This is a genomic window from Streptomyces flavofungini, assembly GCF_014650815.1.
GTDB classification, from domain to species: Bacteria; Actinomycetota; Actinomycetes; order Streptomycetales; family Streptomycetaceae; genus Streptomyces; species Streptomyces flavofungini.
Genome location: NZ_BMVR01000001.1, coordinates 519,406 through 533,939, shown reverse-complemented (window position 1 = coordinate 533,939; position 14,534 = coordinate 519,406). Strand labels below are relative to the sequence as shown.

10 protein-coding genes, 1 tRNA gene and 1 pseudogene are annotated in these 14,534 nt (G+C 71.3%); 11 read left to right on the top strand and 1 reads right to left on the bottom strand.

The window, feature by feature from the left end; translation table 11 throughout:
• Nucleotides 1-182: 182 nt before the first annotated feature.
• From lanKC to IE274_RS02170, 8 genes are all read left to right on the top strand, one after another.
• Nucleotides 183-2,714 carry a class III lanthionine synthetase LanKC gene (lanKC, locus tag IE274_RS02205; RefSeq protein WP_190113795.1) on the top strand — a complete coding sequence of 844 codons (2,532 nt, stop codon included), beginning with the start codon at nt 183-185 and terminating at the stop codon, nt 2,712-2,714.
• Nucleotides 2,715-2,767: 53 nt separating this feature from the next.
• Complete coding sequence (locus IE274_RS40280) at nt 2,768-2,857, top strand: class III lanthipeptide (protein WP_190113794.1); 90 nt, start codon at nt 2,768-2,770, stop codon at nt 2,855-2,857.
• Between the two features lie 65 nt (nt 2,858-2,922).
• Entirely contained in the window at nt 2,923-3,045 is a 123-nt protein-coding gene (locus IE274_RS02195; protein ID WP_190113793.1) for a class III lanthipeptide, read from the top strand.
• Nucleotides 3,046-3,089: 44 nt separating this feature from the next.
• Entirely contained in the window at nt 3,090-3,179 is a 90-nt protein-coding gene (locus IE274_RS02190) for a class III lanthipeptide (RefSeq protein WP_190113792.1), read from the top strand.
• A gap of 358 nt (nt 3,180-3,537) precedes the next feature.
• Nucleotides 3,538-5,409, top strand: a complete 1,872-nt coding sequence (locus tag IE274_RS02185; RefSeq protein WP_190113791.1) for an FtsX-like permease family protein — start codon at nt 3,538-3,540, stop codon at nt 5,407-5,409.
• Nucleotides 5,406-6,641, top strand: a complete 1,236-nt coding sequence (locus IE274_RS02180; protein WP_190113790.1) for an MFS transporter — start codon at nt 5,406-5,408, stop codon at nt 6,639-6,641. Before IE274_RS02185 ends, IE274_RS02180 begins: the two co-directional genes overlap by 4 nt.
• Nucleotides 6,634-8,799: a prolyl oligopeptidase family serine peptidase gene (locus tag IE274_RS02175; RefSeq protein ID WP_190113789.1), complete on the top strand. Its 2,166-nt coding sequence runs from the start codon at nt 6,634-6,636 to the stop codon at nt 8,797-8,799. Before IE274_RS02180 ends, IE274_RS02175 begins: the two co-directional genes overlap by 8 nt.
• A 9-nt stretch (nt 8,800-8,808) precedes the next feature.
• Nucleotides 8,809-9,603 (top strand): ABC transporter ATP-binding protein, encoded by a 795-nt coding sequence (locus tag IE274_RS02170; protein ID WP_198898045.1) that lies wholly within the window; start codon nt 8,809-8,811, stop codon nt 9,601-9,603.
• A 73-nt stretch (nt 9,604-9,676) separates the two neighbouring features.
• On the opposite strand, the gene IE274_RS02165 is transcribed toward IE274_RS02170, so the two are convergent.
• Nucleotides 9,677-9,752, bottom strand: a tRNA-Arg gene (locus IE274_RS02165).
• A gap of 325 nt (nt 9,753-10,077) precedes the next feature.
• Between IE274_RS02165 and IE274_RS02160 the strand changes: the two genes are divergently transcribed.
• The 3 genes and pseudogenes from IE274_RS02160 to IE274_RS02150 form a co-directional block, all read left to right on the top strand.
• Nucleotides 10,078-11,727, top strand: coding sequence for a dynamin family protein (locus IE274_RS02160; protein WP_190113788.1), 1,650 nt, complete (start codon nt 10,078-10,080; stop codon nt 11,725-11,727).
• Entirely contained in the window at nt 11,724-13,763 is a 2,040-nt protein-coding gene (locus tag IE274_RS02155) for a YfjP family GTPase (RefSeq protein WP_190113787.1), read from the top strand. Before IE274_RS02160 ends, IE274_RS02155 begins: the two co-directional genes overlap by 4 nt.
• Before the next feature lie 330 nt (nt 13,764-14,093).
• A pseudogene (locus tag IE274_RS02150) lies at nt 14,094-14,507 on the top strand (single-stranded DNA-binding protein); the annotation flags it as partial.
• Nucleotides 14,508-14,534 lie beyond the last annotated feature (27 nt).

Sequence of the window (14,534 nt, the reverse complement as noted above, 5' to 3'; positions counted from 1 at the left end):
TAAGAAGGTTGCTGCCGTAAAGCGCCACGCTGAAAGATTAGGTGCAACGGGCAGCGATGGCTCCTGGCTCTTGGGTTCGAGTTCGGCCCGACGCGCCTGCCCGCGTCGCAGATTCATGAAGAACTGAACGCTGTTTCATGAAGAACTGAACGCTGTGAACTCTTGGCCCGGTGGGGGAGTGCATGAATCCGAGATATGAGGCGTACGCAATCGCAGACGCCACGTGGTACGAGCCGTTGGAGCGCTGCAAGGATTCAGACTCCCTGTTCGCCCTGGGTGCGGCGGAGCCGCCGCGGGGCTGGCGTCGGGAAGACCACGGAGTCTGGCGGTTCCTCGCGCCGGATGGCGGCGGTGAACTGCCGGAGCAGGGCTGGAAGATACATGTCAGTGCGACTCCGGACGGCGCCGCGGAAACCATCGAGACGGCCTGGGAGGTGTGCCGTCGCCTGGCGCTTCCCTGGAAGTTTCTGCGCAGCAGACACATCGTCACGATGATGAACTCCAAGTACGCGAATCGGGCCACAAGTGGCAAGGCGATAACGGTGTACCCGCGGACCGCCGAGGAGCTGCACACCGCACTCGAAGAACTGGACACCGCGCTGGGGGGCGGACCGGGCCCCTACGTGCTGTCCGACCGCCGATGGAACAAGGGGCCTGTGTCCGTGCGGTACGGGGCCTTCACGCTGATGTGGTGCGAACTTCCCGACGGTTCCCGCGTGCCGGCGTTGCGTGACCCCCAGGGGCGGCTCGTCCCTGATCAGCGCCGCCCCGTCTTCACCGTGCCGGACTGGGCCGACACCCCGCGTTTCCTGGCCGAGGGGTTGGCGTCCGGCGAATCGACCGACAACGGTGGCCCGTTGGCGGCGTACCGGGTGGAGAAGGCGCTGCACTTCTCCAATGGCGGTGGCGTCTATCAGGCTCAGGACGCCCAAGGCCGACAGGTCGTACTCAAAGAGGCCCGGCGGTACGCGGGTCTCGACGCGAACGGAGTCGACGCGGTCGACCGGCTGCGCATCGAGGACGACATGCTCAAGAGGCTTGAGCAACTGCCTTTCGTCCCCCGGCGATTCGACTCCTTCACCTCCTGGGAACACTCCTTTCTCGTCATGGAGTACGTGGCAGGGGAGACCGTCACTTCCTGGCTGGGGCGCGAGTTCCCCCTTACGCGGCACCGCCCCACAGAGGCTGCCCGCGTGGAATTCGCCGCACTCGCCGTTGACCGCCTGGAACAGGTCGAAGCCTGTATCGAGGCACTGCACGACGCGGGAGTCGCCTTCGGAGACCTGCATCACCGCAACATCCTGATCCGCCCCGACAACACCGTCGCGCTCATCGACTTCGAACTCGCGACACCCGTGGACGCCGTCCGCAAGGCCGCGTTGGGCGCACCGGGCTTCACGGATACGACCATCACCGACCCACGCGATGCGGATCTGTTCGCACTGGGATGCTGCCAACTCGCGGTTCTCGCTCCGCTCACCGTGCTGACACTGCGGAATCCAGCCGTCGTCGCCTCCCTGATCGACATGGCGACCAGGTCCTTTCCGACGGTGCCGACGGATTTCGTGCGACGGATGATCGAGCGCTTGGCACTGTCCCCGGCGCTCCGCCCCCACCTGCCCTCTCCCGGGGCCGCGACGGCTGCCCCCTTGCCCGTTCCGGACACCGCGGACCTGCTGCGCGGAATCTCTCGTGCGGCGGATACCGGGCGTACGGACCGGCTGTTTCCCGGAGACGTCCACGGACACCAGCCAGGAGCGTCCCTCGGGCTCGCCCATGGAACTCCTGGTGTGCTGCTGGCACAGCGCGCAGCGGGCGTGAGACCAGCCGCTGAGCACGTCGAATGGCTGGTACGCACCGCACGGCAGGCTCCCTCCGACGGGCCGACCGGACTCTACGACGGCCTTGCGGGCGCCGCGTGGCTCCTGCATCGACTCGGCCACCCGGAAGCTCCGAACCTCATCGATCGCCTAATCGACGGTCCCATGCCCGCCTCGCCCGGGTTGTTCGGCGGGAGCACCGGCATCGCCCATCTGTTCCTGGACGTCGGCCTCAAGGAGGAAGCGCTCGAACTGGCCCTTCGGGTACGCGAACGCATCGGGACGGAAGGCCTGTTGGACCGACCCGGGCTGATGTTCGGCTGGTCCGGCCCCGCGGTCCTGTTCGCCCGCTGCGCCGAGTCGACCGGGGACCTGGAGTGGGCTCAGGCTGCCGAGCGTGCGGTGCGCTGCGATCTGCGCCACGCCCGGGAACTGGACGGCATGCTGGAGATGCACAGCTCGGATCGGCTGCTGCCCTACCTCGGTGAGGGCTCCGCCGGCGTGGCGCTCGCCGCCCTGGCGCTGCCCGCAGCCCAAGCCGATTCCCTCGGCGTCGAACGCGTCGTCGACGGGGCCGTCCGGGCCGGCGCTGTCGAAGTCGTCATCCAGGGCGGCCTCTTCAACGGCAGAGCCGGGCTCGCCTACTTGCTCTGCCACGCCGTCGCCCGAGCGCCCCAGTGGCGGGAAGCGCTGGACGATCACCTTCGCGCCCTCGCGCTTCACCTGGCACCGTTCAAGGACGCCCAGGTCCTGCACGGCGACCAGCTCATCCGGCTGTCAACGGATCTGGCCACGGGCTCCGCGGGTGCGGTGCTCACACAGGTGGCCGCCCAAAGCCCCGGCAGTTGTCTGCTCCCCGGCGCCCACCCGGTCTGCGAGGTGGACCTCGGTTGAAGCGGACACTCCGGAACCCTGCCGTACCGACCCATGAGAGGAGGTGACTTCTTGTGCTGAATGTTCTCGCGCTCCAAGAGCTTGCTGCGGAGACCGGCGCGGATGCGCTGGTCAGCACCATCAGCATCGGTGGCTGCCACTGATCGGTGGTCCTGGCCACGGCCGGGCTCGATCGACCCTAATGCGACGTGAGGGAAGGCCACTCCGCATGCTCGAAGTCCTTGAGCTCCAAGAGCTTGACGAGGAGACAGGCGTCGACGCCCTGCTCAGCACCCTCAGCCTCACCGGCTGCCACCCCGTGACCACGATCAGCGTGGGCAGCTGCCACTGAGACGCGGGTGCGGACCGTCGATCGATGAAGGGAGGTGATTGCACGTGCAGAACGTTCTGGCTCTTCAGGAGCTCGACGAGGAGACCGTCATTGACGCTCCGATCAGTACCTTCAGCGCCGCCGGCTGCCACTGAGGCATGAGCGGAGGTTGTCGGTCGGTGACGTGCGATGAAGGGAGGTGATTGCACATGCAGAACGTTCTGGCTCTTCAGGAGCTCGACGAGGAGACCGTCATTGACGCTCCGATCAGTACCCTCAGCGGCGCCGCCTGCCACTGAAACGGGAGCATGACCGCCCCGTTGGAAACGGGAGCATGACCGTCCCGTTCTCACCAATGAGTACGGGGGGCCACGATTCGGGTGGCCCCCCGTACTCCTCCCAGCATATGTGCCCCCGGTGGAGGACAGAAAGCCGATGTCCGCGGCGTCACGCACCTCTCGTTCCCTTGCTGGCTCGACCAGCATGCGCCGTCTATTCGTTTCAGAAGCCAGGGTGTACCCCGGCCGGGTCGCCGGCACCGCCCTGGCCTGCGCCGTGACCGCGGCCGGGGTGGGCGCGAGCGCACTGCTGCTCATCGGCGCGAGTCTCCCGGACTACGCGGAGGGCTCGGTCGAGGCCGCCGCCGCTCAGGACGCCCAGGACGTGCTGGCCCTGCTCCTGTCCTTGCTGGTGATGTCCGCGGTGCTGGTCGTCGGCTCCACCGTCGCGCTCTGGACGGGGCAACGGCTGCACCAGTTCGCCGTGTTGCGTGCCCTCGGAGTCACGTCCGGGCGGCTGCGTCGCATGGTCGCCGGTGACGTGCTGATGCTGGCCCTCGTCTCCGCCGCCGTGGGGGCGGCGCTGGGCATGGTGCCCCTCGCCCGGCTCGGACGCCGGCTCCTCGTGGACCGCGAACTCTTCCCCGAGACGGCTTCGCTGCCCTCCGCCGGCCACGTCTGGTCGACAGGAGCCGGGGTCTGCCTGATCACCGGAGCCGTGGCGGTCCTGGCGGCGCTGGCCAGTGTGCTCGCGGCGGGTCGCGTCAGCCCCGGGCTGCTCCTGAAGGACCCGGGGTCGGCCACGGCGACCGCCCGCAGCCGGGCTCGCCTGGTGACCGGTCTCCTCATGATCCTGATGCTGTGCGTTCCCCTGCTGTGCGTCATGGCTTTCATGGATCTGCCGGTGACCGTGCGGGCCGCGATGACCCCTGGTCTCGCCCTGACCCTGATTCCCAGCCTCGCCGTGCTCGCTCCCTGGATCGTGCCGCCCCTGATCCGTCCGGTGTCCGCCGTCCTGCGGATCGTCGACCGCCGCGTCGGGCGCGTGGCCGCGGCCGGACTCAGCGCGGCCGCCTCGCGGACGACAGCCATGGCGGTACCGGTCATGCTGGCGGTCGGGGTCGCCGTGTCCTTGCTCGGCGCCGGTGCCACCATTGGGAAGGCCGTGCACCACCAGGCCGAGGACGGGCTGCTCGCCGACGGCGTGGTGACCGCGGAGCCGGGACACCGCCTTCCCGCCGCCCCCCGCTTTCCCGGCGGATCCGCGACAGCGCTCGTACACACCGAAGTGACCGCCGCGCCGACCTCGTTGGACGACCAGCCGGAACCCGCCGATACCTGGGGTGTGGACGGCCCACGACTGGTGCGGGTGCTCGATCTCGGGGTGCGCGAAGGCCGGATGTCCGCCCTGCGCGGGGGAACCTTCGCCGCGGGCGCCATGCAGGCCGACTCGCATCACTGGCGGCTCGGTCAGCGCGTCCGGCTGACCATGGCGGACGGATCACGGCAGACGCTGACCCTGGTGGCCGTCTACGAACGCGACCTGGCCTTCCCGGAGTACGTGGTCCCGCGCACCACGGCGCTCAAGCACACCAAGGCCCCCTACGCCGACAAGATCCTGCTCGCGGGCGCCCTGCGCTCATGGCCCGCCGACAAGGGCCAGAAGCTGGAGACGCGCGCCCACTATCTCGACCACCTCACCCCGAGGAACCCGGCGGACGACCTGGCATCCCGCCTGATCGTCTCCGTCATCTCGGGGTACGCGCTGTTGGCCGCCGCCAATACGTGTTCGCTCGCCCAACGTGACCGGCGCGCCCAGCACGCCCACCTCCGCGCACTGGGACTGGGCCGCGTCCAGATGCTGCGCTGCGTCCTCTACGAATCGGTCGGCGCCGCCACGATCGGTGTCGGCCTGGCGGCGATCACCGCGTTGGCCTGCCTGATCCCGCTGGCCATGGTGCTCGATGTCGGTGCGGCCCCGGCCCTCGACCTGCCCTGGACCGCCGGCGTGCTGGTCGCCGCGGTGCTGGCCGTCGCGGTCCCTTCCGCCATGACGGCCCATCCCCTGCACAACGTCCAGGAGCAGTTCGCCAGGAGGAGGGCGTGAGACCGCGGTTGGGAGGAGTGTTCTGGCTGCTGTTCTGCGGCGAGTCCGCCTCCGCGGTGGGAACGGGCGCCTCGGCGATCGCGCTGCCGCTGGTCTCCTTCCAGGACAGCGGTGACGTCCGGGCGGCAGGGCTCGTCAGCACCGCCCTGTCCGTCGGCATCGTCGCCGCCAGGCTGCCGGCGGGTCTGCTCGCCGACCGGCACGAGCGCAGGACGATCCTGCTGTGGTGCAACGCCGTGGGCGCGCTGGTCCTGGGCGCGCTCGCGGTCCTGCAGGCAGCGCACGCGGCGCAGCTGGCCGTGCTCCTCGTCGCCGCCTTCCTCCTGGGAACCGTCGGCAGCACCCTGGCTCCCGCCGAGAACGTCGCCGTGCGCAACGTCGTCGACGCGGCGCTCCTGCCGAGGGCACTGGCCCTGCTCCAGGGCCGTTCGGCCTTCGCCATGATCGCCGGGCCCCTGGCGGGCGGCGCGCTCCTCAAGGCCGACGCCGCCTGGGTGTTCGGCGCCGATGCCCTCACGTACCTCACTGCCGCCTGCTGTGCCTTCCTCCTCCCTTCGAGAACGGGCCCCGTCAGTGCGGAGAAGACACCGCTCAGAGCCACCGCCGAAGGCCTGCGCTTCCTGTGGCGATCTCCCCTGTTGCGCTACGGCGCCCTCAACGCCACCGTGCTCAACCTCGTCTTCAACGGGCTCCTGATCGTCATCATCGCCTCCTCCCAGCGCGAGGGCACCGGCGAAGTGAGCGTCGGCGTGCAGACCGCCGCACTCGGCGCGGGAGCTCTCGTCGGCGCCCTCGCCGCGGCCCCCGTGGCGCGACACCTTCCCGTACGACACGCCATTGTCGGCGCCACCGCCGTGATCGCCGCCGCGCTGACGGGTTTCGCGGTGGCACAGGACACCTGGGGCTCGGCGCTCATGCTCGCGCTCGCCGCCGCCGCGGGACCGGTCATCTCTGTGGTCGTCTCCGCCGCGCAGATGCGCATCACCCCGCTGAGTCTGCAGGGCAGGGTTCACAGCGGCAGCGGCTTCCTCGCTCAGGCCATTGCGCCGCTCGGCCCCGTACTGGCCGGGGCCAGTTCCCATGCGTTCGGCCTGACACCGACGGTGTTCGGGGCAGCCGGTCTGGTGCTCCTTCTCGCCGCCGTCGGCGCTTTCATCACCACCCACCACGCGAGGGATCCCGACAACCTCCCGCACCCCGAAGCACCCCGCCTGGAGGCTCATCGTGGATGACGCCGCAGCAGTCGGCTCTTCCGAAGCGCCGCTGGACGACAGCGCCGACCCCTACCGTTGGCTGGAGGAGGAGGGTTCCCCGCGCACGCGCTCGTGGCTCCGTCTTCAACAAGGCCTGCTCGAACGACATGCACGCCACCATGAGGAACGTACCTGGGGACACATACTCAAAGAGATCGATGCCGCTGCCGTCGGGCGTGAGCTGAGCCCCCGTACGGAAATCGGCGACAGCATCTTCAGCCATCAACTCACCGCTGATGGCGGTGAGTTGATCGCAGTGTCCGAACCGGATGGCCGCAGCCGCGTACTCCTCGACACCGGCGACCACGCCGCGCACGGTCGTGTGGCCCGCTGGCTCCCGGACGCCGCTGGGAATTCCGTCGCGCTGCAACTCCACCTCGACGGTCACGAGAACGGCGGCCTCCACATCGTCCCCGCCGCTCACGGCCGCGAGGCGTGGTACGTCCCCGACGCGTCCCCCCACCCCGCCGTCGTGTTCGTCGGCGAGCTGCTGCTGTACAGCTCCGGGAGTCGCACCGAGCACGAGCTGCGTGTCCGTCGACTTCCCGGCGGGACTCCTCGGACTGTCGCGCTGCCCGTTCCGGGACCCGTACGGCTTTCGCTGCACACAGGTCCTGGCGGCCACCTGCTCCTGCGGACCCGGGCACCCGCTTCTCCGGCCGCGCGCTGGTGGTGCACGCGGTGGGACGGCTCGGGCACGCCGGACTGGCAGGAGCTGCCGCTGGCCGGTCTCCCTGTCACGGCGTTCGCCGTCGGCCCGAACGACATGTACATCGGCGGGAACGGGCTGCTCGGGCTCGACCTGGTGTCTGTGTCCCGGGGCTGCCCGGTGCGCCTCCTCCCTCTCGTTCCCCTCGGCCCGCTCGTCCCGCCTCCGTCCGAGGGCGGGAGCGAAGGGACGATCCGTGCACTTCGCGTACTCGACTCCGGCAGCGCCGACGCCGCTCCGTCGCTCGCGGTGCTGCGGCAGTTGGGCACCACGCGGCGGCTCGACGTCCAGCGTGTGATCGCAGCGCATGGCGCGGTGCCCGACGAGCCGGAATCCGATGCGGTGGCATCCGGTGAGCGGGGATTCGGTGAGCCGGGATCCGGTGCGGTGGCGTCCGACGCGGTGGCGACCGCGGATGAAGGAAACGGGGAACCGGCCGCATCCGGGTTCACCTGGCACGCGCGACTTCGGATCGGACCGACCGCTCGCCGCGCCGACGGTGGACCGGGTGACGGGGCCTGGGTCCTGGTGGACGACCCTCGGTTCGGCGCGGTCAGCCATCGAGTCACCGTGGGGGCGCCGTGCGTCCCACGCGCACGCAGGTCGGTCCTGCGCGCGGCTGCCGCCACGAGCGGTGACGGGGCCACCGTCCCCCTCACCATCTGCGACCCGCCGTTCGTGTCCGCGGGCCAGGCGGCTCCTACCCTGATCACCGTCTACGGCGGCTTCGGCGTCTCACTCGAACCTTCCTGGGATCCGATCGTCGCGGCGTGGCTGGCCGCGGGCGGTCGCATCGCCTGGGTTCATGCCCGTGGCGGCGGTGAGCTCGGGCCGCGCTGGGCCCGGGCCGGACGCGGTCCAGGAAAGTCCGGAACCGTCGACGACCTGTGTGCGGCCGCCCGGTACCTCCAGTCGGGAGGCGAGGCGGGTCCGGGACAGCTCGCCGCCCTCTCCGCCAGCAACGGGGGGATGGTCGTGGCGGCGGCCATGGTGCGTGCCTCCCACCTCTTCGCCGCCACGGTCTGCGTGGCCCCGCTCACGGACATGGCGCGCTATCACATCGGCGGCCTGGGCAACCTCTGGCATGCCGAATACGGAGATCCCGCGGACCGGGACGCGCTGCGGGCGCTGCTGGGGTACTCCCCGTACCACCGAGTCCGTGACGGCACGCCCTACCCCGCCACGCTCTTCGTGACCGGGGGCAATGACGCGCGGGTGCGCCCGTGGCACGCCTGGAAGCTGTGTGCGGCGCTGCAGGAGGCCACCTCCAGTGACGCACCGGTTCTCCTCGACCATCACGAGGACGGCGGGCACGACGGACGGTCCGGAAGCGCCGCCCGGGCCTTGAACGCCCGCTTCCTCGCTCTGCTGGCCGGCCGGACGGGCTTGCGCGCGCCCTCCACCGGCAATCGATCCGCGAACCGCTAGGAGTGCCACGTGACTTCAGCCCACCTGCCCAACGACCTGGGATCTCGGACACGGGCACTCCCTGTGGCGGCATCCGCCTCGGACCTCACCAAGGTGCTCGGCGACGCCGCACAGCGAGTCACCGCCCTGGCCGATGTCTCCGTCTCCTTCTACCAGGGGCAATTCACGGCCATCATGGGGCCGTCCGGTTCGGGGAAGTCCACCTTGATGCAGTGTTTGGCGGGGCTCGACAGCCCCACCTCCGGGTCGGTGCGGGTCGGAGGCGTCGAGCTGTCAGGACTCTCCGACAGGGCGCTGACCCGACTGCGCAGGGAGCGGATCGGGTTCATCTTCCAGGATTTCCATCTCCTGCCCGCTCTGACGGTGGCCGAGAACATCACGCTCCCTTTGAGCATCGCCGGGCGGCGCCCGGAGCCGCAGTGGCTCGAACAGATCGTCACGGCGCTGGGTCTGATGGACCGTCTCTCCCACCGCCCGCCGCAGTTGTCCGGCGGTCAGCAGCAGCGGGTGGCCTGCGCGCGGGCGATGGCGGGGCGCCCCGCCATCATCTTCGCCGATGAGCCGACGGGAAACCTGGACACCCGGGCCGGGGCGGAAGTTCTCTCGCTGCTCGGACAGTTGGCCCGGGAGCTGGGGCAGACGATCGTCATGGTGACGCACGACCCCGCGGCAGCCGCCCGCACGGACCGTGTCGTCTTCCTCGCGGACGGCCGCATCGTCGATGAGGTCCGGCGGCCGGACGCCCTCCAGGTCCTGGAACGCATGAACAGGTTCGACGGAACACGCCACAGCGACATGCCCTGAAACAGTCGATTTGTCCGCCCTGGTCGCCGACGGCCCGGTAGCCGCCACGGGCGTGCCGCGCGAACCTTCAGTGTGGCGCCCCCGGCAGGACTCGAACCTGCGGCCAAGTGCTTAGAAGGCACCTGCTCTATCCACTGAGCTACGGGGGCCGGGTGGCGGCCGGTGGCCTGGAGCCCGGTGGGTGGTCCGTGGCCTTGCCGGGGGGCGTGGACCATGGACCGGGGACAAGGATAGGGCTCCTGGTGGCTTGTCCCTGATGCTTCACCTCCGCCACGCGATGTGGAGGTTCGGTGAAGCGATCCTGATAATCGCAGGCAGGTGCGAATCTCGCATCGCTTTTGGCGTCTGTCGCCCCGGGTGTTGTGCACTCGTTATGCCTGCGCCCCAGTCGTCCCTTCCGTCGCGGGTGTCCGATCGGCGCGCAGGGGTGCCCATATGCTTCAGAAAGGCGCCAAAATTGGGCATTCTTCGCATGTGGTGACCTTGGACGTACGGCCTCAACTGCTTGACGCACTCTCCGCCCTGCGTGAGCGTGTCGCCGCCGCACGCTTTCCGCTCCCCCTCGCGGGGGCGCCACGCGCGCGGGCCAACCGGGACGAGCTCCTCGCACAGCTCGACGACTATCTGGTGCCCCGGCTACGGGCCCCCGAAGCGCCGTTGCTGGCCGTTGTCGGCGGCTCCACCGGCGCCGGCAAGTCCACGCTCGTGAACTCTCTGGTGGGCCGCCAGGTGAGCGAGGCGGGCGTCCTGCGGCCCACGACCCGCACGCCCGTCCTGGTGTGCCATCCGGACGACCAGCACTGGTTCGCCGGGATGCGCGTCCTGCCGCACCTCACGCGCGCGTGGGCACCCCGCCAGGGCCGTGAGGGTGACGACGGGGCGGCCCCGGGCCCCGGGGGCGACAGCGAGCGCCTGCTGCGCGTGCTGACCGCCGACACCCTGCCCTGCGGCCTCGCCCTCCTCGACGCCCCCGACATCGACTCCCTCGTCGCCGACAACCGCGTGCTCGCCGCCGAGCTGATCTGCGCCGCGGACGTGTGGGTCATGGTCACCACCGCCTCCCGGTACGCCGACGCCGTCCCCTGGCACCTCCTGCGTACCGCCAAGGAACAGGACGCCACCCTCGTCACCGTCCTCGACCGCGTGCCCCACCAGGTCGTCGGCGAGGTGTCCCGGCAGTACGGCGCCCTCCTCGCCAAGGCCGGACTCGGCGACGTACCGCGCTTCACCGTCCCCGAACTCCCCGAGTCCGCCGGCGGTGGCGGACTCCTCCCCGCCACCGCCGTCGAACCCCTGCGCACCTGGCTCGCCCACCGCGCCCAGGAACCCTCCTCCCGTAGACAGGCCATCGAACGCACCGCCTACGGAGTCCTCGGTTCACTCAACTCCCGCATGCCGGAACTCGCCGGTGCCGTCGCCGCCCAGTACGCCGCCGCCCTCCGCCTCACCTCCGCCGTCGACGAGGCCTACGAGAGCGAGCACGCGCGCGTCCGCGCCCGCCTCCAGGCAGGCGCCGCGCTCGCCGGAGACGCCCTGAAGCGCTGGCGCGCCTACCCGCTCGACTGCGGCCCCGGAGAGCTCCTCGACGCCATCTCCGAAAGCCTCGAAGCCCTCCTGCTGTGCGCGGTCACCGCCGCCGACGAACACATCGACGACGCGTGGCGGCGCGAGCCCGCCGCCCAGGCCCCCGCGCTCGTCCGCCGCGGCGGACGGTACGAAAGAGCCCCCTACGAAGACGGCGACAGCCCCGAACACCGCATCGGCATGGCTGTACGGCGCTGGCGGCGCGAACTCGAGGAGTACGCCGAGGACGAGGTCCGCACCCTCGACCGCGCCGACAAGAACTCCCTTCCCGACGCCGACGTCGTCGCCGCGCTGCTCGCCACCGCCCTGCTAGGCGGGCGGCGGGCACGCACCGCCGGAGAGACCCTCGCCGAGCGCATCGGCGCCCACGGGGCGCTGCGGCTGCGCGACCGCGGCGGCCGACTGCTCACCGACTACCTGGACAAGGTCCTCGGCGCGGAGCGGGAGCGCCGCCTGGCCCCCCTCGACGCACTCGACGTCAACCCGGAGCCCCAGGCCGAACTCATCGCCGCGCTGTCCGTACTGCAGAAGGAGAGGTGACCGCGGTGACCGCCGTCACGGGCCACACCGATCACACGGGCGATCTGGAACGTACAGACGACACGGAAGGCACAGGCGGCACGGCAGGCGGCCCCGGCGGTGCGGAGAGCACTGAGAGTGTCGCCAGCGCGCCGGGCATGGACGGCGATGCGGGGGGTGTTCAGCAGGCCGGGGACGGCGAGGAGAACGGCAACCACGCGCGCGAGGCCGAAGGCGTCTGGGACGACGGGCTCATCGCACGGCGCGTCGTGCCCGGCTCGTCCCCGGGGAACGGGGACCCCAGGACGGTGGCCGAGGTCCTTGCCGGGTCGGTCGCGTCCGGTTCGCCGTCGGCTGTGTCCACGGCTACGGAGAGGCCGTCCTCGTACGGGGACTCCGCCGCGTACGACACCCGGCCCCCGTACGAGAACAGCACCGCCACGCAGGACACAACCGTCGTCTACGAAGGGGCCCTGCGCGGCCGCCTCGACGCGCTGCGGGAGTTGATCGGGCTGTCCCGTACGCGGCTCGACACCGGGACGCTCGCCGAGGCCGGGCGGGTGCTCGACGAGGCCGCCGCGCGGCGACGGCTGTCCGACCGGCACACCGTTGTCGCGCTCGCGGGTGCCACGGGGAGTGGCAAGTCGACCCTTTTCAACGCCCTGGCGGGCGTGATGATTTCGGAGACGGGCGTACGCAGACCCACCACCGCCGCGCCCATCGGGTGCAGCTGGACGGACGGCGCCGCGGGGCTGCTGGACCGGCTCGGCATCCCCGGAAGGCTGCGCAGACGGCCGCTCCCGGGGGCCGACGCGCAGGTCCTCCAGGGTCTCGTTCTGGTCGACCTGCCCGACCACGACTCGGCGGCGGGGGACCACCGCGAGCACGTGGACCGGATCCTCGGGCTCGTCGACGCGGTCATCTGGGTCGTCGACCCCGAGAAGTACGCCGACGCGATGCTGCACGAGCGCTATCTGCGGCCGCTCGCGGGGCACGCCGAGGTCATGTTCGTCGTGCTCAACCAGGTGGACCGGCTCTCCGGAGACGCCGCCGACCAGGTCCTCGACGATCTGCGGCGGCTGCTCGACGAGGACGGCATCGCCCTCGGCGAGCACGGCGAACCGGGTGCCACGGTGCTCGCGCTGTCCGCGCTCACCGGAGAGGGCGTCGGCGATCTGCGGGAGGCCCTCAGCCAGTTCACCCGCGAGCGGGGAGCCGCGGCACGGCGCGTCGAGGCGGACCTGGACGCGGCGGCGGCCCGCCTGCGGCCGGTGTACGCCGCCGGGGTGGGATCCGCGTCCGCGCGGGGCGCGATCGGGCTCAGCGAGGAGGCCCGCGAGGAGTTCTCCGACCGGCTCGCGGAGGCGGTCGGCGCGGCGGCGGCGGGCCAGGCCGCCGAGCGGGCCTGGCGCAGGCACGCGGGCAAGGCGTGCTCCTCGCCATGGCTGCGGCTGTGGCGCTGGTACGAGACACAGCGCTTCCCGCACAGCACCGGCAGGCACGTCGTGGCGCCCCCCGCGGACGAGGAGGCGACGGCACGCGCGCGCGTGGAGCACGCCGTGCGCACCGTCGCCGAGGAGGCCGCCACCGGACTGCCCACGCCCTGGGGGCAGGCCGTACGCGAGGCGGCGGCGCGGGGAGCACAGGGGCTGCCCGAGGCGCTCGACGAGCTGGCGCTGCGGGCCGCGCTGCCGGACGGGCGACCGCCGCGGCCCGGCTGGTGGCCGGTCGCGGTCCTGGCGCAGGCGGTGATGACGCTGCTCCAAGTCGTCGGCGGGCTGTGGCTGGTGGGGCAGATCGTCGGGGTCGTGGAGCCGAACCTGGGCGTGCCGGTGCTCCTGATGGCCCTGGGCATCGTCGGCGGTCCGTGCGTGGAGTGGGCCAGCGGGATGGCGGCGCGCGGGCCGGCCAGACGGTACGGCTTCGAGGCCGAGCGCCGACTGCGGGAGGCGGCCGCGGGGTGCGGGCGGGCGCGGGTGCTGGATCCGGTGGCGGCGGAGCTGTTGCGGTACCGGGAGGTCCGGGAGCAGTACGTGCGGGTGGCTCAGCGGGGGTGAGGGGGCGGGCTGTGCGGGCCGGATGGTGAGGCGGGGGGGTGGCCGGGCCCCTGGCCGGGCCCCGGGACCGGGGGAGGAGGTCCGGGCGCGGTCCGGGGAGCGAGGGGAAGCGGAAGGGCTCCGTCGGGTGACGGAGTTGTCCACAACCGGCCGGTAGAACACAGGGCTCAGCGGGCTCGGCCCGGCCGGTGCAATCTGAGATCGCGGCAGCCACCCACCGCCGACGCCGGAACGCGAAGGCGGAGGTGCGGACGGGGGTGCGCGGCCGCGGACTCAGACGTGGGCGTGCGGGACGGGCCCGCACGTGTGGGGACGTAGGGAGGGGTCGGCATGAACGACACGGTGGTGACGGTGGTGGGGAACGTGGCGACGACGCCGGTGTTCCGGGAGCTGCCGTCGGGGCCGGTGACACGCTTTCGGATCGCGGTCACGGCACGGCACTTCGACCGCTCGCGCAACGTGTGGGCGGACGGGCACACCAACTTCTTCACGGTGTGGGCCTGGCGGGCGCTCGGCGTGAATGTGCAGGGCTCGCTCGCGATCGGCGAACCGGTCATCGTGCAGGGCAGGTTGAGGGTGCGGGACGAGGAGCGGGGCGGGCAGCACTTCCGGTCGGTGGACATCGACGCCCAGTCCATCGGGCACGACCTCGCCCGCGGGACGTCCGCGTTCCGGCGCGGAGGCAGGACGGGGCACTCCGCGGCGAAGGAGCGAAGTCCCGTGCGGGGTACGGGGGATGAGCCGGAGTTCGAGTTCCCCACCCAGTCCGGC

Excerpts from the sequence above, each read along its gene's own strand:
- lanKC (WP_190113795.1), top strand. The coding sequence starts at position 183 with ATGAATCCGAGATATGAGGCGTACGCAATCGCAGACGCCACGTGGTAC.
- IE274_RS02195 (WP_190113793.1), top strand. The coding sequence starts at position 2,923 with ATGCTCGAAGTCCTTGAGCTCCAAGAGCTTGACGAGGAGACAGGCGTC.